Below are 18,254 nucleotides of genomic sequence, written 5' to 3' on the forward strand. Positions count from 1 at the left end.
GCGCCTTGCGTTCGCTGCGCGCCCGGCGGCTGCCGGGCGCGCGCATGATGTTGCGCGGCTCAGCCGCCGGGATTGAAGGCCAGCGTGCGGCGGGTGGTCACCGGTGCCCCGACCGGCTCGAAGCGCCAGCGCTTGGTGGCGTTCAGCGCTTCGCGGTCGAACACCCGCGGCGGCGTGGAGCGCAGCACGCGGGCATTGGTGACCGCGCCGTCGGTGCCGACGGTGATCTCCACCAGCACTTCGCCAGCGGTGCCCGAGCGCAGCGCTTCGGGCGGGTAGCGCGGGGCCGGGGTGCTGATCGGGCGCAGGGTCTGTGCGGTGGCGGCCGGCGCGGCCGCGGGAGCCGCCGCCGGTGTGGGCGTCGGTTGCGCCGTGGCGGTGGGCGTGGCGGGGCGCGCGGCGGCCTGGCGTTCGGCTTCCTGACGTGCGCTCTCGCGGCGCGCGGCCTCCTGCTGCGCGGCGATCTGCTGCGCGGCCTGCGCTTCGCTGGCCTGCTGCTGCGCCTGCTTCTGCTGCTCTGCGGCCAGCTTGGCCTTCTGCTCTGCGTCCTTCTTGGCCTTGTCGGTCTCGTCCTGGCTGCGCTGGGCCACGGCCTCCATGCCCTTGCTCACGCCCTGCTTGAGCCGCGGCAGCGCCGGCGCCTGCGGGTCCATCTTTTCGATCAGGCCGATCAGGCGCTGGGCTTCCGGGAAATCCTCGCGGTTGATGCTCTGTTCGGCAGCGATCAGCGTGTACGGCATCAGGTCGGTCAGCGCACTCTTGACCCCGGCGTCGTCCGGCTGCTTGTCGCGCAGCGCCAGGTAGTACTCGACCGCGTTGTTGCCGGCCGGCGCGTACATGCGGTTCTCGCGCAGCGCCTGGCTGGCCGAGTCGTGCAACTGTTCGGTACCCATCGACTGCACCTTGGCCGAGACCGCCGGCGGTGCCGGTGCGTTGGCCGCGGCGGTGGCCGGTGCAGCGCTAGGTGGTGCGGTCTCTTCCTGCTTGGAGCAGGCCGCCAGCGCGGCCAGCAACAGGACGGGCGCGACACGGCGCGCCTTGGCGAATGTGGTGAGTTGCGGCATGCGTCCCCCTGAGTCCCCGGTGTTGGCAATCAACGATGCGACGGCGGTGCGTTCGCGGTGCTGCGGCCCCCATGCCGCCAGCGCACCCCATCGGTCAATCTAGCATCCGCGGCCGCCGTGTGCGTGGCAGCCGCTGCCATGCGGCAAAAAGCGTGACGCTGCGCGCGTTGGTCAGTGCGCCGGCCGCGCCGGCGCGGACGCGGACATGATCCGGTCGGTCCAGGCGATGCCGATCGCCGACAGGATGAAGATGCCATGGATGATGGTCTGCCACAGCACGCCGGTGGCGGTCAGCGTCGCGCAGCTCTTCAGGTCCACCGTGCCCACGGCGCTGGCCAGTTGTTCCGGCGAGCACATCGGCATGCCGCCGAGCGCGCCGACCGCGATGAAGGTCTTGAGCAGGTGGATCGAGGAGATGCCGATGATCGACAGCGCCAGCTTGACCTTGAGCACGCTGGCGTTGACGTGGCTCAGCCATTCCGGCTGGTCCGGGTGGCCTTCCAGGCCCAGCCGCGACACGAAGGTCTCGTAGCCGCCGACGATCACCATCACCAGCAGATTGGAGATCATCACCACGTCGATCAGGCCGAGCACGATCAGCATGATCTGCTGTTCGCCCAGGCTCGGCGCCTCGTGGATCAGGTGCCACAACTCCTTGCCGAACAGGAAGACGTACACGCCCTGGGCCACGATCAGTCCCAGGTACAGCGGCAACTGCAGCCAGCGCGAGGCGAAGATCAGGTTGGACAGGGGGTGCAGGCGGGGCCGCTCTGGAGTCATGGCGTGGTCTGGAATGCTGCGTTGCGGGAGCGGCCAGGGTACTCGGCCGGCGATGACGCTGCCAAGCCGGGGGGCGCCGCTACACTCGGGGTCCCCTTCCAGGAGCGCTGCCATGATCGATCTGTATTACTGGCCCACCCCCAACGGGCACAAGGTCACCCTGTTCCTCGAGGAAGCCGGACTGGACTACACGCTCAAGCCGGTCGACATCGGTGCCGGCGAGCAATTCGCGCCTGAATTCCTGGCGATCTCGCCGAACAACAAGATGCCGGCCATCGTCGACCATGCCGCGGCCGACGGCGGCGCGCCGCAGAGCGTGTTCGAGTCCGGCGCGATCCTGCTGTACCTGGCCGAGAAGACCGGCCGCTTCCTGCCGGCCGATCCGCGCGGGCGCGTGCTCGCACTGGAATGGCTGTTCTGGCAGATGGCCGGGCTCGGCCCGATGACCGGGCAGATGGGCCACTTCAACGTCTATGCGCCGGAGAAGATCGGCTATGCGATCGAGCGCTACGGCAACGAGGTGCGGCGCCTGCACGGCGTGCTGGACAAGCGCCTGGCGCACAGCGCCTATCTGGCCGGCGACGCCTACGGCATCGCCGACATGGCCAGCTATCCGTGGATCGAGGTGTACAACGGCCTGACCCCCGACTACGCCGCGTTCCCGCATCTCAAGCGCTGGCACGACGCCATCGCCGCGCGTCCGGCCACCCAGCGCGCCTACGCCTTGAAGGAGCAGGTGAACCCGAACGCGGGCAAGCCGCTTAGCGACGCCGAGCGCAAGCACCTGTTCGGGCAGCGCTGAGCCGGCGCGCTTCTCAAATCCCGGGCGCACGCGCATCATCCGTGCGCTCGGTGCTCCATCAGGAACCTTCATGCGCTCTCTGTTCGCCGCTCTCGCCCTCATGCTCGCCACGCCCATCGTTCCCGCCCATGCCGAGAAACTGACCCTGGAGGCCATCACCGGCAGCAAGCCGTTGTCCGGGCCAACCCTGATGAAGCCCAAGGTGGCGCCGGACGGCTCGCGGGTGACCTTCCTGCGCGGCAAGGACAGCGATCGCAACCAGCTGGACCTGTGGGAATACGACATCGCCAGCGGCCAGACCCGCATGCTGGTGGATTCCAAGCTGGTGCTGCCCGGTACCGAGACCCTGAGCGACGAGGAGAAGGCGCGCCGCGAGCGCCAGCGCATCGCCGCCTACACCGGCATCGTCGAGTACCAGTGGGCGCCGGACGCGCAGGCGTTGCTGTTCCCGCTCGGCGGCGAGCTGTACCTGTACGACCTGCGCAAGAGCGGCAGCGCGGCGGTACGCAAGCTCACCCATGGCGAAGGCTTCGTCACCGATCCGAAGATCTCGCCCAAGGGCGGCTACGTCAGCTTCGTACGCGGGCGCAACCTGTGGGTGATCGACCTGGCCAGCGGCCAGCAGCATCAGCTCACCCACGACGGCAGCGAGACCATCGGCAACGGCGTGGCCGAATTCGTCGCCGACGAGGAAATGGATCGCCACACCGGCTACTGGTGGGCGCCGGACGACTCGGCGATCGCCTTCGCGCGCATCGACGAAACCGAGGTGCCGGTACAGAAGCGCCCGGAGGTCTACGCCGACCACACCGAGGTGGTGGAGCAGCGCTACCCGCAGGCCGGCCAGCCCAACGTGAAGGTGCAACTCGGCACGATCGCGCCGCGCGCCGGCGCGCAGCCGCAATGGATCGACCTGGGCAAGAACCCGGACATCTACCTGGCGCGCGTGGACTGGCGCGATCCGCAGCGGCTGACCTTCCAGCGCCAGTCGCGCGACCAGAAGCGCCTGGAGCTGATCGAGGCGACCCTGGCCACCGGCAAGCAACGCGTGCTGATCACCGAGACCAGCCCGACCTGGGTGCCGCTCACCTACGACCTGCACTTCCTCAAGGACGGGCGCTTCGTCTGGGGCTCGGAGCGCAGCGGCTACGAACACCTGTACCTGGCCTCGGAAGACGGCCGCACGCTGCGCCCGCTGACCCAGGGCGAGTGGGTGGTGGACGAGTTGCTGGCGGTGGACGAGGCCGCCGGCAAGGTCTATTTCTCCGCGACCAAGGCGTCGCCGACGCAGACCCAGATTTACGCGGTGCCGCTGGCCGGCGGTGCCATCGAGACGCTGTCCAAGCCCAACGGCACGCATGCCGCCAGCTTCGCCAAGAACGCCAGCGTCTATGTCGACAGCTGGTCCAACACCACCACGCCGCCGCAGATCGAGTTGTTCCGCGCCAATGGCGAGAAGATCGCCACCCTGCTGGTCAACGACCTGGCCGATCCGCAACACCCGTATGCCGCCTACCGCGCCGCGCAGCGGCCGGTCGAGTTCGGCACCATGACCGCCGCCGACGGCAAGACCCAGTTGCACTACCGGCTGATGAAGCCGGACGGGTTCGATCCCGGCAAGCGCTACCCGGTGGTGGTCTACGTGTACGGCGGCCCGGCCGCGCAGACCGTGCTCGACGGCTGGCCCGGCCGTGGTGATGCGCTGTTCGACCAGTACCTGGCCCAGCACGGCTATGTGGTGTTCTCGCTGGATAATCGCGGCACGCCGCGCCGCGGCCGCGATTTCGGCGGCGCGCTGTACCAGCACCAGGGCACCGTGGAAGTGGACGACCAGTTGCGCGGGGTGGCCTGGCTGAAGGCGCAGCCGTGGGTGGATGCGGCGCGCATCGGCGTGTACGGCTGGTCCAACGGCGGCTACATGACCCTGATGCTGCTGGCCAAGCACAGCGAGGCCTATGCCTGCGGCGCCGCCGGCGCGCCGGTCACCGATTGGGGCCTGTACGACAGCCACTACACCGAGCGCTACATGAACCTGCCCAAGGCCAATCCCGACGGCTACCGCGACAGCCGCGTGGCCGCGCACCTGGACGGGCTGACCTCGCAGTTGCTGTTGCTGCACGGCATGGCCGACGACAACGTGCTGTTCACCAATTCCACCTCGCTGATGAGCGAACTGCAGAAGCGCGGCAAGCTGTTCGAGTTGATGACCTATCCGGGCGCCAAGCACGGCCTGTCCGGCAGCAACGCGCTGCATCGCTACCGCACCACCGAAGCCTTCCTGGCGCGCTGCCTCAAGCCCTGAGCGCGCCGGTCCGCTTCCACCTGCCCGTTTCCGCATGACAAGGAGTGACGCAATGTCGAGTCCGCCGCCGCTACCCGGGACGCCCGGCCCGACCACTGCCACGGCACCGCGACCGGCCAGGCGCGGCTGGTGGGCGCGGCACTGGAAGTGGGCGGTGCCGCTGATCGTGCTGGTGCTCGGCGCCCTGCTGCTGGCGTCGATCGCGGTGTTCGTGCTTGGCCTCGCGCGCGTCACCAAGTCGTCCGAGCCGTATCGTGTCGGCGTGATGGCCGCACAACACGATCCACGCGTGGCGGCCGCGCTGGGCGCGCCGATCAAGGACGGCATCATGCCCAGCGGCAACAGCAGCACCAGCGGCGGTGGCAGTGGCAACGCCGAGCTGAGCGTGTCGCTGCACGGCAGCCGCGCCAACGGCACCCTGTACATCGAAGCCGAGCGCCACGCGGGCGAGTGGCACTACACCACCTTGCAGGTGCTGCCGGATGCGGGCGAGGCGATCCCGCTGCTCGACGCGCTCGGGCAGGACGCCGACGACGAGGAGGAGGCGGACGGGATGGCGGTCGAGGCGCCGCCGGTGCCCGCAATGGACGCAGACGACGCCATGCCGGCCGAGGCCGACGCGACGAAGTAAGCGGGCGGCGAACGTGCTGCCGCCCACCTCGTCGCGTGGTGCGTGGGTGGGGGGCTTCCATGGGCGTGCGACCAGCGCACCGCCCATCTGCAGTGATGCGTTCCGCGTTGCCGTCACGGTATGCGCCTTGCTTCGGCCGCGACGCGGGCCTGTTCGCATGCTGCACCCGCCGCGTGGTGGCAGCCATGACCTCCGGCAGATGGCCGATCCGGCACGTGCCGCGTACGGTCCTGACATCATTCTGCCGGAGCTGCGCCATGAAGCCACGTGTCCTCGCCATCGCCCTGACCCTGGCGCTGGCAGCGCCTTCGCCGTTCCCGGCGCTGGCCGCAGCGGCCGCACCGGCGGCCGCTTCCGCCACGCGCACACCGGCCTGGGTGGAGCGCAGCAATGCGTTCGCGCAGATCCTGCTGCAGGCGCAGGCGCCGTTCCAGGCCGAGGAAGTCAGCTTCTTCGGCGTGCCTGGATTCGATGACCAGGTCTCCGACTTCGGTCCCGACAACGCGCGGCGTTTCCGCGAAGCGACCGCTGCCGCGCGCCGCACGCTGCAGGAAAAACTGCAGGTGGAGCGCGATCCCAACGTGCGCCAGGATCTGGCGATCCTGATCCACGCCGCTGACCAGTCCATCGAAGGCAGCACGCTCAACGAGCGCCTGTTGCTGCCATGGACCGATGCGCCGCAGCACGTGTTCGGCGGCATCAACAACCTGTTGTCCGAGCAGGTGCCGGCGGCGCGCCGCGGCAAGGCGTTGCTGCGGCTGCAGCGCTACGTCGGCCTGGCGCCGGGCAGCACCTCGATCCTGCAGTTGGCGCGGCAGCGTTACGAGGAAAAGCGCGCCGACGGCAAGCTTCTGCAGCCGACCAAGCGCGAGGTCGAGCAGGCCTTGAGCAATGTCGACACCTACGCCAAGGGCATTCGCGCGCTGTTCGCCGAGTACAGGATCGCCGGCGCGGACGCAGCGCTGGCGGCGCTGGACAAGCAGTTCCAGGACTACGCCACCTGGACGCGCACGGTGGTGCTGCCGCAGGCGCGCGAGGATGCACGCCTGCCGCCCGAGCTGTACGCGTTCCAGCTCAAGCAGGTGGGCATCGACATCGCCCCGCAGGTGCTGATGCAGCGTGCGCAGCTGGAATTCATGGAAACCCGCGCGACGATGCAGCAGCTGGCGCCGCTGGTGGCCGCCGCCAAGGGCCTGCGCGGCGACGATGCGCGCGACTATCGCGCGGTGCTGCGCGCGCTCAAGCGCGACACCATCCCCGACGACAAGCTTGAGGCGCATTACCGCAGCGTCATCGACCGCATCGATCCGATCATCCGCCAGCAGCACATCGTCGACGTGCCGCAGCGGCCGATGCAGATGCGCCTGGGCTCGCCGGCCGAAAGCGCCGCGCAACCGGCGCCGCATTTCCGCCCGGCACCGCTGGTCGGCAACACCGGCGAGCAGGGCACCTTCGTGCTGCCGCTGGGCAATCCGGACAGCGCCGGCAAGGGCGAGCACTACGACGATTTCAACTTCGGCGCGGCGGCGTGGACGCTGAGCGCGCACGAGGGCCGGCCCGGCCACGAACTGCAGTTCACCGCCATGGTCGAGCGCGGCGTGTCGCTGGCGCGCAGCCTGTTCGCGTTCAATTCGGTCAACGTGGAAGGCTGGGCGCTGTACGCCGAGGCCGAGATGGTGCCGTACGAACCGCTGGACGGGCAGTTGGTCGCCTTGCAGTTCCGCCTGCTGCGCGCGGCGCGGGCGATGCTCGACCCGATGCTCAACCTCGGCCTGATCGACCGCGAGCGCGCGCGCCTGGTGCTGGAGAACGAGGTCGGCCTGTCGCCGGCGATGGCCCGGCAGGAACTGGACCGCTACATGGTGCGCGCGCCCGGCCAGGCCGGCAGCTATTTCTACGGCTACAGCCGCATCCTGGAACTGCGCATGCGCACCGAACTGGCGCTGGGCGCAAAGTTCGACCGGCTGAAGTTCAACAATTTCCTGCTGGACCAGGGCCTGCTGCCGCCGAACCAGCTGGCCGCGGCGGTGGACGAGGTGTTCGTGCCGTCACAGCGCAGGTGAGCGGAAGGTCAACTGGACGCGCCACTGCGCTCAAAGGGCGCAGTGGCGCAGTCGCTGCGGATCAATGATCCTTTGGAACCTTTTCGGGCCGTTGCCGTCCCGTCCAATCGCGGGCTTTGCCGCCGCCGATCGGGCATATATACATGTACTGATAGACCGCATCTACCGCTTTCTGCGTCCACGGTTTGAAGCATACGTTTCCGACGCAGCAAGGGCCGGTCGACGTCGGCCAAGGACAATAGCCAGGTACCGCGATCCATACGCCGGCTTGAGGAGTCACCGGCGTCCAGTTCTTGTCCCTGCCCTTGCAGCCTTGCGTGCACAAGACGAAGGGATCGTTGTCGCGACAGGCCAGATCCTCATAGACCTGCTGTGCGCCAGCGGCGCCCTGAAACCCCAGGAACGCAACCAGAATCCATAGCCACTGTTTCATCGCACTTCCCTCTGTCGAAAGCGGTCCATCCCAGACGTTCGGACCAAACGTGTCGTTGCATGGCGGGGGCACCCCGGACCGGGACTCTGACGGGTCGCGCCAATCCTGCCCGCAAATAGCTTAGCAAGGGTTTCAGCGTGCGAGGGGGATGCCGTGCGCCATGGGCCCATCCGGCCCATCCCGGCTGACAGGGGCGATTCGCTGCGGGGAAGTGCGCCAGCGGCGCACGTATCGGCCGGGCAGGGCAGGCAGGGCAGCAGGCTGACTGGATTCAGCGAATGGGCGGTGGCGCAGGCTGCGGCGCCGCCGGCGCCGGTGTTCCCGGCGGCACCCAGATCGCCATGCCGGCGGCACGCTTCTGCGTGGTGGGGATGCCGATGCCCAGGCCGCCGCCGACATGGCCGCCGTAGCTGCCCGCGCCGACCGACAGGCCGCCGCCGGAGCGTTGCGAGCCCACGCCCATCAGCACCACGCCGTTGGCGCCGAGCTTGGCCGCGTCGCGCTTGAGCCGGGCCACCGCCGCATCGGTCTGGCCCTGGGTGCCGAAACCGGCGGCGCTGGAGGATTCGAGCTGGGCGATATCCACCGCCCCCGGCGGCGGTGCCGAGTAGATCTGCACCAGCGCCGGATCGATCGGCGGCCGCGCCGCGCCGACCATCACCTTGGAGGAACTGGCGCAGCCAGCCAGGGCCAGCAGCAGCGCCAGCGGCAACAGCGGTCGGATGTTCATGGCCTTACCCCCGTGTTCGGATCTCACGCGATCATAGGCGGGCCGGGTGAATCGTGCCGAACCCGGCGCGGCCACCCTGGCAGGGCGGCCGTGATCCCCATGCCAAGACGTGGGGGCCGGGCTGTCGGGGGCAACACGCCGCTGCGTCGTGCAGCGGCATGAGCGTCAGTGCTCGTAGGGCACGTTTTCCGGACGCCGGCTCGGGTCCGTCCACTCGCCTTGGTTGACGGCGGCAGGACAGATGTCTTCGTACTGCTTCACGGCCACGATCGCGGTGGGCGTCCACGCGCCGCAGTGCCAACCGTGCTTGCAGCAGCGCACCGGACTGGGTCGCAAGCAATACCCGGGGTCTGCCTGCCAGGAGCCACTGGTTGGGTCCACGGGGCTCCAGTTCTTGTCGACACCCTTGCAGCCCTGGGTGCAGAACACGAAGGGGTCGTTGTCGCGGCACACGAGCTTCTTGTAGACGGGTGCGGCGAGGGCGGGGAGCGACAGTAGACAGAGGGCGAAAATCCATATCCAGCGCTTCATGGGTTCCTCCTGGATGAAGACGGTGCAGCGTTCCCGTCCCGCAGTAAGACGATCCAATGCGCGTATCCCCTACCCGCTTCGCCCAGGTGTTCCGTTTGCGCCGTCACCGTGGATCGACCGTCATCACCGGCCGCGCTGGAGTTTCCCGTTGGGTGCCGGCGACCAGCTCCGGCGTGGCCCCGAATGGATCCGCACCAGCGCCGGACCGATCAGCGGACGCGCCGCGCCGGCCTTCGCAGTGCGCTATGGTGCAGGCTGACATTCGCACGGAGGCCGGCATGGGCCTGATCAGTCTGCTGTGGGGCATCGTGGCGTTGCTGTGGATGATCCTGGCCTTCATCCCGCTGCTCGGCTGGGGCAACTGGTTCCTGATTCCGTTCGCCGCGGTCGGCGCACTCATTGCCGCGATCGGGCTGCTGTTCACCGCCGCGCCCAACCGCGGCCGCGCCAAGACCGGCCTGATGCTCAATGCGCTGGTGATCGTGGTCGGGGTGATCCGGCTGAGCCTGGGCGGCGGGGTGATCTGACCCGCGTGCCGGGCGACCGGCATGCTGTGTTGCACCATCCCGCGCTGCGCGCCGCGCCGGCGGGAGTAACATGCGCAGCCGACGGCGCCCGCACGCGGGCCGCCTTGCGTTCACGCCGGTGCCGGCGGCGCGGCCCGGGTGCCTGGCGGCATCGGACCGTGCGACCGGCGCGGCCTCCCAGAATCCGCCCATCCAGGAGCCTGCACGTGGCCCATCCCCACTACCGTCCCCGGCGCATGCGCCGCGATGCCTTTTCGCGCCGCCTGATGCGCGAACACACCCTCACCGTCGACGATCTGATCTGGCCGGTGTTCGTGCACGACGTGCCCGGGCGCACCCCGATCGCCTCCATGCCCGGCGTGGAGCGGCTGTCGATCGAGGAGCTGCTGAAGGAGGCCGAGGCCGCGCTGGAACTGGGCATCCCGGTGATCGACCTGTTCCCGGTGATCGACCCGGCCGGCAAGTCGCTGGACGCGGCCGAGGCCTGGAATCCGGACGGCCTGGCGCAACGCGCGGTGCGCGCGCTGAAGACGCGCTTCCCGGAGCTGGGGGTGATGACCGACGTGGCGCTGGATCCGTACACCAGCCACGGCCAGGACGGCATCATCGATGACCGTGGCTACGTGCTCAACGACATCACCGTCGAGGCGCTGGTGCAGCAGTCGCTGTCGCATGCCCACGCCGGCGTGGACATCGTTTCGCCGTCGGACATGATGGACGGGCGCATCGGCGCGATCCGCCGCGCGCTGGATGCCGACGCGCACCTGCACGTGCGCATCATGGCCTACTCGGCCAAGTACGCCTCGGCGTTCTACGGTCCCTTCCGCGAGGCGGTGGGCAGCGCCGGCAACCTCGGCAAGGCCGACAAGACCACCTACCAGATGGACCCGGCCAACGGCGACGAGGCTTTGCGCGAGATCGCCCTGGACCTGGAAGAAGGCGCGGACATGGTGATGGTCAAGCCCGGCATGCCCTACCTGGACGTGGTGCGGCGGGTGAAGGACGAATTCCGCGTGCCCACCTTCGCCTACCAGGTCAGCGGCGAGTACGCGATGCTCAAGGCGGCGATCGGCAACGGCTGGCTGGACGAGCGCGCCTGCGTGCTGGAGTCGCTGATGGCGTTCAAGCGCGCCGGCGCCGACGGCGTGCTGACCTACTTCGCGCCGCAGGTGGCGCGCTGGCTGCGCGAGGCACGCTGAGCCGGCGCCTCTCTGTCTGTTGGAGACATTTCAGTCGCGACGGGGTCTTCGAAAAAGCGTCGCGACTGAAGTCGCTCCTACACAGGCAGCGATCTTGATATCCATCTGCGTGGATCTCGTAGGAGCGGCTGAAGCCGCGACCGGGCTTTCCCGTTGCGGCCCGGTCGCGGCTGAAGCCGCACCCGCGCACGCGTCCGCGCTATGCCGATGGCGTCGCCGCCGGCAGACAGCCCAGCCCCAGCAGCGTCGCTTCCACCGCCGCATCCAGCGGCGTGTGCGGTTCTTCGCTGAGCAGGTCCAGCAATCGCGTGTTGCGCATGCGCAGCGGGTGCCGCCACAGCGGGCGCATCTCGTGCAGTTCGCGCGCCAGCGGCCAGAACGGCAGGGCCAGGGTCAGCAGCGGCCACGGGAAGCGGCGCGTGCGTGGCGGCGCCAGGCCATGGCGTTGCGCGACCCGCGCGATCGCCGCGGCCATCTGCGTGCCGTCGGCGTCCCAGTGCCCGTCCATGTGCAGGCGGGCAAAGGCCGGCAGGTGCGCGCGCCGCTGCAGCAGCGCCAGCATGGTCCGCGCCACGTCCGGCACATAGGCCCATTGGTGGCCCACGCCCGCATCGCCCGGCAGGGTCACCGTCGTGACCGGCCGTCCCGGCCGCACCAGCCCCTGCGCGAACCAGCTGTTGCCCACGCGCGGGCCGAAGAAATCGCCGGCGCGCACCACGATGGCGCGTGCGCCCTGCGTGGTTGCGGCCCGCAGGCGCCGCTCCAGTTCCACCCGGATCGCGCCCTTGCGCGTGACCGGGGCCTGCGCCGCGTCTTCGTCCGGGGCCGGATAGGCGTCCGGGCCGTAGTTGTAGACCGTGCCCGGCAGGACCACGGTGGCGCGCCCGGCGATGGCCGCGGCGATGGTGTTGTCGATCATCGGCAGCACCAGCTCCGGCCAGCGCCGGTAGCCCGGCGGATTGACCGCATGCACGATCACCGCGCAGCCCTGCGCCGCCTGCAGCACGTCGGCCCGCAGCAGCGCATCGCCGCGGCGCCAGTGGATGCCGTCGCGGTCCTCGCTGGGGTGGGCGAGGCCGCGCTGCAGGGCGCGCACCTGCCAGCCGGCGTCGCGCAACTGCCGCGCCAGTTCGCCGCCGATGCCGCCGCGGGCGCCCAGCACCAGGGCGGTGGAAGAAGATGGGGACATGACAGCGCTCCGTTGGGGTCGGCGCTCAGTGTCGATATCGGTGCCGCAGAAGAAAATTGGCGAAGACCACCAGGCGGCTATACATTTCTGTATGGACAACACGATCGGCTGGGAACTCTATCGGTCCTTCCTGGCGGTGCTGGAGGAGGGCTCGTTGTCGGCGGCGGCACGCGCGCTGGGGCTGACCCAGCCCACGGTCGGCCGGCACGTGGCGGCGCTGGAACAGGCGCTGGCGGTGCCGCTGTTCGTGCGCTCGCAGACCGGCCTGCTGCCCACCGATGCCGCCCTGGCCTTGCACGGGCATGCGCAGGCGATGGCCAGCCTGGCCGCGTCGCTGCAGCGCGCGGCGGGCCGCCACGGCGATGCGGTGCGCGGCACGGTGCGCATCGCCGCCAGCGAGGTGATCGGCGCGGAAGTGCTGCCGCCGGTGCTCGCGGCCCTGCGCCGCGCGCATCCGCAACTGCGGCTGGAACTGGTGCTGAGCAACCGGGTACAGGACCTGCTGCACCGCGAAGCCGACGTGGCGGTACGCATGACCCGGCCCACCCAGGACGTGCTGGTCGCGCGTCACGTCGGTGCGGTGACGGTGGCGCTGTTCGCGCACCAGGACTACGTGGACCGGCACGGCCTGCCGCAGACGCTGGAGGAACTGCCGCAGCACGCGCTGATCGGCTTCGATGCGGAGACGCCGTTCCTGCGTGCCGCGCGCAGCGGCCTGCCGCTGTGGCGGCGCGAGGCGTTCGCGTTGCGCGCCGACAGCGACTTGGCGCAACTGGCATTGTTGCGCGCCGGCTGCGGCATCGGCTTCTGCCAGGTCGCGTTGGCGCGGCGCACGCCGGCGCTGGTGCCGGTGCTGCCGCAGCAGGTGCGCGTCGGCCTGGAGAGCTGGATCGTGATGCACCAGGACGTGCGCGGCAGTGCCGCCTGCAGCGTGGTGTTCGCGGCGCTGGCCGAGGCGATGACGGCGCACACCGCCTGACGGGCGCGCGCATGCGATGGCGGCCGGCTGGCGCACACGCGCCTCCGGCCGCCCCCAATCCGGGCAGGGAGTCAGGACGCTTCTACGAATCCCAAATCCCGAACCCCCAATCCCCGCTTACGGCAGCGTCAGCGCGATCGGATTGGCCTTCATGCTGGCGCTGATCGCCGGGAACGGATCCACGCCGGACATGGTGATGACGTCGTTGATCGACACCACGTCGCAGTTGATGGTGCTGTCGTTGACGCACATGTAAGCGGCCGCGCCGTTGCCCGGCTCGTACACCGCCTTCCACACGTAGTTCGGGATCTGCACGTTGTCGGCGCCGATGCTGCTGCGCGTGCCGCTGTCGAAGGCCGGGCCGGTGACCACGTAGACCTCGCCGCGCTGCTTGGCCAGCTGGCGCACCTGCTCCTCGATTCGCGCCCACTCGCCGGTGTTGAGCTTGTGGTCCTGTGGGACCACGTTGGCCATCGAGAAGGTTTCCTTCTCCGAGCTGGTGGTCGAGGCGTCGCCGGCCGGGGTCATGTGGCCGCGGTCGAAGCCGGAGTTGGTGTAGTCCGAGGTATGCGAGCGGTCGGCGGCCGGGATGCCGGTCTCGTCGTGGAAGGAGCCGACGCGGCCGATCGATTCGGCGCCGGCGACCTGCTGGTCGGTGATGTGCTCGGCCGAGTACAGCGGACCCTTGGTCACGCCGGAGGCCATCAGCACGTATTCGGTATGGCAGACCTCGGTGGTGCGGCTGGTGATCGACGCGTCGAGCGTCGGCGCCTTGCCGCCGGCGTAGAGCGTGGGACAGCTGGTGGCGGCGCTTGCCGCCTGGGCGGCGAACAGCGCAAGCAGGGCAAGACAACCGCGCAGGGAGACGGACATTGCAGGAACCTCGGCTGGTCAGGGGAGGTGAAGAAACTGGCGAGATTCGATGTCCGTCCGGTGACCGCTGGATGTGTCGCAAATGGCAACTGCGCTGTTGGTCACGCTTGGTGGTAGACGCCGCGCGGCGGCCAATCAATCGCATGCGATAAGCGTTCTCATTTACAATGCGCGACCGCCCCGTCCTGCGTCTCCACCGTGATCAAGTCCTTGTTGTTCCAGTTGCACTGGCTGCTCGGCATCAGCGCCGGGCTGGTGCTGTCGGTGATGGGGCTGAGCGGGGCCACGCTCGCCTTCGAGGACGAGATCGTGCGCCTGGCCAATCCGCCGCTGGCGGCCATCGCCGCGCGCCATACCGCCGGCGAGCAGCCGCTGTCGCTGGCCGAGCTGGCGCGGCGCCTGGACCTGGACGGCGCGCATCGCAGCAACCGGTTGCTGATCGATCCCACCGGCACACGGCCGTCCGTGGTGCGCCTGCCCGGCCGCGACGGCGGCCGCCTGTACTTCGACCCCTACACCGGTGCGGTATTGCCGGCACCGCGGCTGGACGGGTTCTTCTCCTTCGTCGAAGACCTGCACCGGCGCCTGGCCGCGGGCGAGCGTGGCAAGGCGGTCACCGGCGTTTGCGCCTTCGTGCTGATCTTCTTCTGTCTGTCCGGGCTCTACCTGCGCTGGCCGCGGCGCTGGTGGAGCTGGCGCGCCTGGTGGGCGGTGGAGTGGAACCGGCAGGGACGCAGCTTCCTGTGGAGCCTGCATTCGGTGATCGGCACCTGGTGTCTGCTGGTGTACCTGCTGATCGCCGCGACCGGGTTGTACTGGTCCTACGACTGGTACCGGCAGGGGCTGGTGGCGGTGCTCGGCGGCGATGCCACGCCCAAGGAGAAGGAGGGCGGGCGCGGCGGCAAGCCACCGGCAGTGGACTACGCACGGCTGCAGGCGGCCCTGGCGACCGTGCCGGCCGCGCAGCGCGCCTACCTGGACCTGCGCCTGCCCGGCCGCAGCGGCCAGCCGATCGTGGCCCGCTACCTGCCGCCCGACCCGGCGCACGACCGCGCCTACGACAGCGTGGAGGTCGATCCGGCCAGCGGCCGCATCCTGCGCCGCCTCGACTACCGCGCGCAGCCGTTGGGCCGGCGCCTGCTGACCAGCATGTTCGCGCTGCACAGCGGCAGCTTCTTCGGGCTGCCCGGGCGCGTGGCGATGCTGCTGGCGAGCCTGTGCATGTCGTTGTTCTTCGTCACCGGCTGGATGCTGTACCTGGATCGCCGGCGCAAGAAGCGCGCCTTGCGCGCCGCGCGGCGTGCGCTGCCGGGATTGGTCGGCGATGCCGCTGGCGCCTGGCTGTTGGGCTTCGCCAGCCAGAGCGGCTTGGCCGAGCGCCTGGCCTGGCAGACCGCCGCGCAATTGCAGGCGGCCGGGCTGGCGGTGGAGGTGCGCCCGCTGGCGCAACTGGATCTGGCGCACCTGCGCGGCGCCCAGCGTGTGCTGTTCGTGGTCAGCACCTTCGGCGATGGCGAACCGCCGGATGCGGCGCGCGGCTTCGTCCGGCGCGTGCTGCGCCAGGCGCAGGCCCTGCCGGAGCTGCGCTACGCGCTGCTCGGCCTGGGCGATCGCCAGTATCCGCAGTACTGCGGCTTCTCGCGGGAACTGCAGCACTGGCTGGACGCGCAGGGCGCGCAGGCCATGTTCCCGCCGCTGGAAGTGGACAACGCCGATCCGCAGGCGCTGGCGCAGTGGCAATGGCAACTGTCCGCGCTCACCGGCGTGGCGGCGTCGGCGCCGGTGTTGCAGGCGCCGGAACCGCTGGACTGGCGCCTGGCCGGCCGCATCCTGCTCAATCCCGGCAGCGCCGGCGCGCCGGTGTGGCGCATCGACCTGGCGCCGCCACCGCAGGCGCACTGGCATGCCGGCGACATCCTGGAAGTGCAGCCCTGCCACGCCGACGAGACGGTCCACGCCTGGCTCGCCGCGCAGGCGCTGGACGCCGAGCAGACGGTGCAGGCCGATGGCCTGCGGCAACCCTTGTGGCAGGCGCTGGCGTCACGCGCGCTGACGCCGCCGACGCCAGGCGACGACCTGCAGGCCTGGGTGGATGCGCTGCCGAACCTGCCGCTGCGCGAATACTCGATCGCCTCGGTGCCGGCCGACGGCCTGCTGCAGCTGGTGGTGCGCCTGACCCTGCGCGACGACGGCAGTCCCGGCCTGGGCGCCGGCTGGCTGTGCCGGCACGCGCCGCTGGGTGCGGTGCTGCGCGCGCAGGTGCGGGCCAACCCCGGATTCCGCCGGCATGGCGATGCGCCGATGCTGCTGATCGGCAACGGCACCGGCATCGCCGGCCTGCGCAGCCTGCTGCGCGAGGCCGAGCAGGCCGGCGCGCAGGGGCACTGGCTGCTGTTCGGCGAACGCAACGCCGCGCACGATGCGCTGTTCGGCGACGAACTGCAGGCGTGGCAGGCCGACGGCCATCTGCAGCGCCTGGATCTGCTGTTCTCGCGCGACCAGGCGCACAAGCGATACGTGCAGGACGGGCTGCGCGAGTCCGCCGACGCGGTCCGCGACTGGGTGGCGCGCGGCGCCACCGTGTACGTCTGTGGCAGCCTCGCGGGCATGGCGCGCGGCGTGGACGCGGCATTGCGCGAGATCCTCGGCGAGGACGCGCTGGATGCGCTCAGCGCCGAGGGGCGCTATCGGCGTGACGTGTATTGAGGCGATGCGCGGATAGCGGCGAGATCAGCTGCCCCGCATGCTTGCGTCGATCGCCGCTGCACGTCATGTGCCGGCCGCAGATGTGACTTCAGGGCGCCTCCAGCCGTTCTGCGTCGGCCATGGATCAACCGGATGCGCTGTGCTTCGTAGGAGCGGCTTCAGCCGCGACCGGTACCCGGCAAGGCACGTCGCGGCTGTTCCTGCAAGAAGGGCGAAACGTGCTCCTGCACGACGACACGTCTCACTGAACTGCTGTAGAGCAAGCTACTGGAAGGAGAGCTTGGGTCGCGACAGGCGAACAGGCGGTGCGTCCAGGTGCCGCGCGTCGGGACTGAAGTCCCTCCCACAGCGGTCTTCTGAGGTCCGTTTGCCGGGTGTGCCGGCATGCCAGCAGCCGGTCTCTCGAAAACGCCCGGTCGCGGTTGCAGGATGGCGTGCCTGCTCATGCAACCGCATGCCTCGGCAACCCTGCGCGACTGCCACTGTGCTTCGCGTCGCCGCCGAATCGCTTACAGGCAATCGCCGCTGCCCGTCGCCACCGGCGCCTTGATCCGGTACAGGTCGCGCTTGCCGGCCTTCGGCGCGCGGGCGCTGCCGGACAGCAGCAGTTCGCCGGGTTTGGACGCATCCAGCACGGCGCCGGCGGTGTGGCCGTCGCTGTTGTTGAACGACAGGGCCAGCGGCTGCGGATCCGCGTAGCGGCCGCCGGCGCACTGCGCCAGCAGCACCTGGCTGCTCGTGCCGCCATGGGCACGCGCGAACAGCAGCGCGCGGCCGTCGCCCAGCCACGCCGCATCGGTCTCGTCGTCGGCGCTGTTGACCGCGGCCAGCGCCTGCGGTGCCGCGAACGTCTGGCCCTGCAGCCGCGCCACGAACAGGTCCAGGCCGCCGGCGCCGCCATGGCCGTCGCTGGCGAACAGCAGCCGGGTGCCGTCCAGCGACAGGGCTGGCGCGCGCTCGTTGCCTGGCGAATTCACCGCCGCGCCCAGGTTCTGTGGCGCGCCGTAGCCGCCGTCGGCCAGTACCGGCGCGGTACAGGTCGCTGCCGCCGTGGCCGCCGGGGCGATCGGAGGCGAAGTACAGCCAGCGGCCGTCGGCGCTGAAGAACGGGTCGCTGTCCAGGCTCGGCGAGTTCACAGGTGCCCGCAGCGGTTGCGGGTCGCGCCAGCGGCCGTCGCGCAGCACCGCCTGCCACAGGTCGCCGCCACCCGGCCCGCCGGCGCGGTCGGGACTGGCCCAGACGATGCGCTGGCCGTCGGGCGCGACGCTGGCGCGGGTCTCGTCCGCGGCGGTCGAGACCACGCCCATGCCCTCGATGCCGAACTCGGAAAGCGCGAACGCACACGGCGCGCAGAGTAAACTCGCGGCCAGCGCGAGCGGCAGGACAGGGGTCCGCATGTGGGAGTCCATGGAATGTCGCCGCCAGTCTAAAACAACCAACGAGC

Annotated in this window: 15 protein-coding genes and 1 pseudogene; 8 read left to right on the forward strand and 8 right to left on the reverse strand. The window is 70.1% G+C overall.

All coding sequences use genetic code 11. From position 1 onward, the window contains the following. Positions 1-59: 59 nt before the first annotated feature. Complete coding sequence (locus ACP93_RS13950) at positions 60-1,064, reverse strand: energy transducer TonB (RefSeq protein WP_048491279.1); 1,005 nt, start codon at positions 1,062-1,064, stop codon at positions 60-62. 171 nt (positions 1,065-1,235) lie between these two features. Continuing rightward, the gene (locus ACP93_RS13955; RefSeq protein WP_017908501.1) at positions 1,236-1,844 is read right to left on the reverse strand and encodes a TIGR00645 family protein; all 609 of its coding nucleotides are present in this window, start codon (positions 1,842-1,844) and stop codon (positions 1,236-1,238) included. A 112-nt stretch (positions 1,845-1,956) separates the two neighbouring features. On the opposite strand from ACP93_RS13955, the gene ACP93_RS13960 reads away from it, so the two are divergent. From ACP93_RS13960 to ACP93_RS13975, 4 genes are all read left to right on the forward strand, one after another. Then, positions 1,957-2,646, forward strand: coding sequence for a glutathione binding-like protein (locus tag ACP93_RS13960; protein ID WP_048491280.1), 690 nt, complete (start codon positions 1,957-1,959; stop codon positions 2,644-2,646). A 70-nt stretch (positions 2,647-2,716) separates the two neighbouring features. Continuing rightward, positions 2,717-4,948 carry a S9 family peptidase gene (locus ACP93_RS13965; protein ID WP_048491281.1) on the forward strand — a complete coding sequence of 744 codons (2,232 nt, stop codon included), beginning with the start codon at positions 2,717-2,719 and terminating at the stop codon, positions 4,946-4,948. A 52-nt stretch (positions 4,949-5,000) separates the two neighbouring features. Next, positions 5,001-5,579, forward strand: coding sequence for a cytochrome c oxidase assembly factor Coa1 family protein (locus ACP93_RS13970; RefSeq protein ID WP_048491282.1), 579 nt, complete (start codon positions 5,001-5,003; stop codon positions 5,577-5,579). A 257-nt stretch (positions 5,580-5,836) separates the two neighbouring features. Further along, complete coding sequence (locus tag ACP93_RS13975; protein WP_048491283.1) at positions 5,837-7,642, forward strand: DUF885 domain-containing protein; 1,806 nt, start codon at positions 5,837-5,839, stop codon at positions 7,640-7,642. 61 nt (positions 7,643-7,703) lie between these two features. On the opposite strand, the gene ACP93_RS21210 is transcribed toward ACP93_RS13975, so the two are convergent. From ACP93_RS21210 to ACP93_RS13985, 3 genes are all read right to left on the reverse strand, one after another. Beyond that, complete coding sequence (locus ACP93_RS21210; RefSeq protein ID WP_082143478.1) at positions 7,704-8,075, reverse strand: hypothetical protein; 372 nt, start codon at positions 8,073-8,075, stop codon at positions 7,704-7,706. Between the two features lie 271 nt (positions 8,076-8,346). Further along, positions 8,347-8,805: a hypothetical protein gene (locus ACP93_RS13980; protein ID WP_048491284.1), complete on the reverse strand. Its 459-nt coding sequence runs from the start codon at positions 8,803-8,805 to the stop codon at positions 8,347-8,349. Positions 8,806-8,970: 165 nt separating this feature from the next. Then, the gene (locus ACP93_RS13985) at positions 8,971-9,336 is read right to left on the reverse strand and encodes a hypothetical protein (protein WP_048491285.1); all 366 of its coding nucleotides are present in this window, start codon (positions 9,334-9,336) and stop codon (positions 8,971-8,973) included. A 278-nt stretch (positions 9,337-9,614) separates the two neighbouring features. Between ACP93_RS13985 and ACP93_RS13990 the strand changes: the two genes are divergently transcribed. Together ACP93_RS13990 and hemB are read left to right on the forward strand one after the other, a co-directional pair. Next, a complete protein-coding gene (locus ACP93_RS13990; RefSeq protein ID WP_010340624.1) occupies positions 9,615-9,863 on the forward strand; it encodes a hypothetical protein in 249 nt (82 codons plus the stop codon). 206 nt (positions 9,864-10,069) lie between these two features. Next, a complete protein-coding gene (gene hemB / locus ACP93_RS13995; RefSeq protein WP_048491286.1) occupies positions 10,070-11,062 on the forward strand; it encodes a porphobilinogen synthase in 993 nt (330 codons plus the stop codon). Positions 11,063-11,261: 199 nt separating this feature from the next. On the opposite strand, the gene ACP93_RS14000 is transcribed toward hemB, so the two are convergent. Beyond that, positions 11,262-12,251 carry an NAD-dependent epimerase/dehydratase family protein gene (locus ACP93_RS14000; protein ID WP_204243693.1) on the reverse strand — a complete coding sequence of 330 codons (990 nt, stop codon included), beginning with the start codon at positions 12,249-12,251 and terminating at the stop codon, positions 11,262-11,264. Positions 12,252-12,342: 91 nt separating this feature from the next. On the opposite strand from ACP93_RS14000, the gene ACP93_RS14005 reads away from it, so the two are divergent. Continuing rightward, positions 12,343-13,230, forward strand: a complete 888-nt coding sequence (locus ACP93_RS14005; protein ID WP_048491288.1) for a LysR family transcriptional regulator — start codon at positions 12,343-12,345, stop codon at positions 13,228-13,230. Between the two features lie 117 nt (positions 13,231-13,347). Here ACP93_RS14005 and ACP93_RS14010 read toward each other — a convergent pair whose 3' ends face one another. Beyond that, positions 13,348-14,103 carry a DNA/RNA non-specific endonuclease gene (locus ACP93_RS14010; RefSeq protein ID WP_048491289.1) on the reverse strand — a complete coding sequence of 252 codons (756 nt, stop codon included), beginning with the start codon at positions 14,101-14,103 and terminating at the stop codon, positions 13,348-13,350. A 198-nt stretch (positions 14,104-14,301) separates the two neighbouring features. On the opposite strand from ACP93_RS14010, the gene ACP93_RS14015 reads away from it, so the two are divergent. After that, the gene (locus ACP93_RS14015; RefSeq protein ID WP_048491290.1) at positions 14,302-16,809 is read left to right on the forward strand and encodes a PepSY domain-containing protein; all 2,508 of its coding nucleotides are present in this window, start codon (positions 14,302-14,304) and stop codon (positions 16,807-16,809) included. Between the two features lie 509 nt (positions 16,810-17,318). On the opposite strand, the pseudogene ACP93_RS14020 reads toward ACP93_RS14015, so the two are convergent. Further along, a pseudogene (locus ACP93_RS14020) lies at positions 17,319-18,207 on the reverse strand (TolB-like protein). Between the last annotated feature and the right edge of the window lie 47 nt (positions 18,208-18,254).

Source organism: Xanthomonas sp. NCPPB 1128, from assembly GCF_001043115.1.
Lineage (GTDB): Bacteria > Pseudomonadota > Gammaproteobacteria > Xanthomonadales > Xanthomonadaceae > Xanthomonas_A.

Bases quoted from the DNA above. Each gene is read 5' to 3' on its own strand.
- ACP93_RS13950 (WP_048491279.1), bottom strand. From the start codon at position 1,064: ATGCCGCAACTCACCACATTCGCCAAGGCGCGCCGTGTCGCGCCCGTC.
- ACP93_RS13955 (WP_017908501.1), bottom strand. From the start codon at position 1,844: ATGACTCCAGAGCGGCCCCGCCTGCACCCCCTGTCCAACCTGATCTTC.
- ACP93_RS13960 (WP_048491280.1), top strand. From the start codon at position 1,957: ATGATCGATCTGTATTACTGGCCCACCCCCAACGGGCACAAGGTCACC.
- ACP93_RS13965 (WP_048491281.1), top strand. From the start codon at position 2,717: ATGCGCTCTCTGTTCGCCGCTCTCGCCCTCATGCTCGCCACGCCCATC.
- ACP93_RS13970 (WP_048491282.1), top strand. From the start codon at position 5,001: ATGTCGAGTCCGCCGCCGCTACCCGGGACGCCCGGCCCGACCACTGCC.
- ACP93_RS13975 (WP_048491283.1), top strand. From the start codon at position 5,837: ATGAAGCCACGTGTCCTCGCCATCGCCCTGACCCTGGCGCTGGCAGCG.
- ACP93_RS21210 (WP_082143478.1), bottom strand. From the start codon at position 8,075: ATGAAACAGTGGCTATGGATTCTGGTTGCGTTCCTGGGGTTTCAGGGC.
- ACP93_RS13980 (WP_048491284.1), bottom strand. From the start codon at position 8,805: ATGAACATCCGACCGCTGTTGCCGCTGGCGCTGCTGCTGGCCCTGGCT.
- ACP93_RS13985 (WP_048491285.1), bottom strand. From the start codon at position 9,336: ATGAAGCGCTGGATATGGATTTTCGCCCTCTGTCTACTGTCGCTCCCC.
- ACP93_RS13990 (WP_010340624.1), top strand. From the start codon at position 9,615: ATGGGCCTGATCAGTCTGCTGTGGGGCATCGTGGCGTTGCTGTGGATG.
- ACP93_RS14000 (WP_204243693.1), bottom strand. From the start codon at position 12,251: ATGTCCCCATCTTCTTCCACCGCCCTGGTGCTGGGCGCCCGCGGCGGC.
- ACP93_RS14005 (WP_048491288.1), top strand. From the start codon at position 12,343: ATGGACAACACGATCGGCTGGGAACTCTATCGGTCCTTCCTGGCGGTG.
- ACP93_RS14010 (WP_048491289.1), bottom strand. From the start codon at position 14,103: ATGTCCGTCTCCCTGCGCGGTTGTCTTGCCCTGCTTGCGCTGTTCGCC.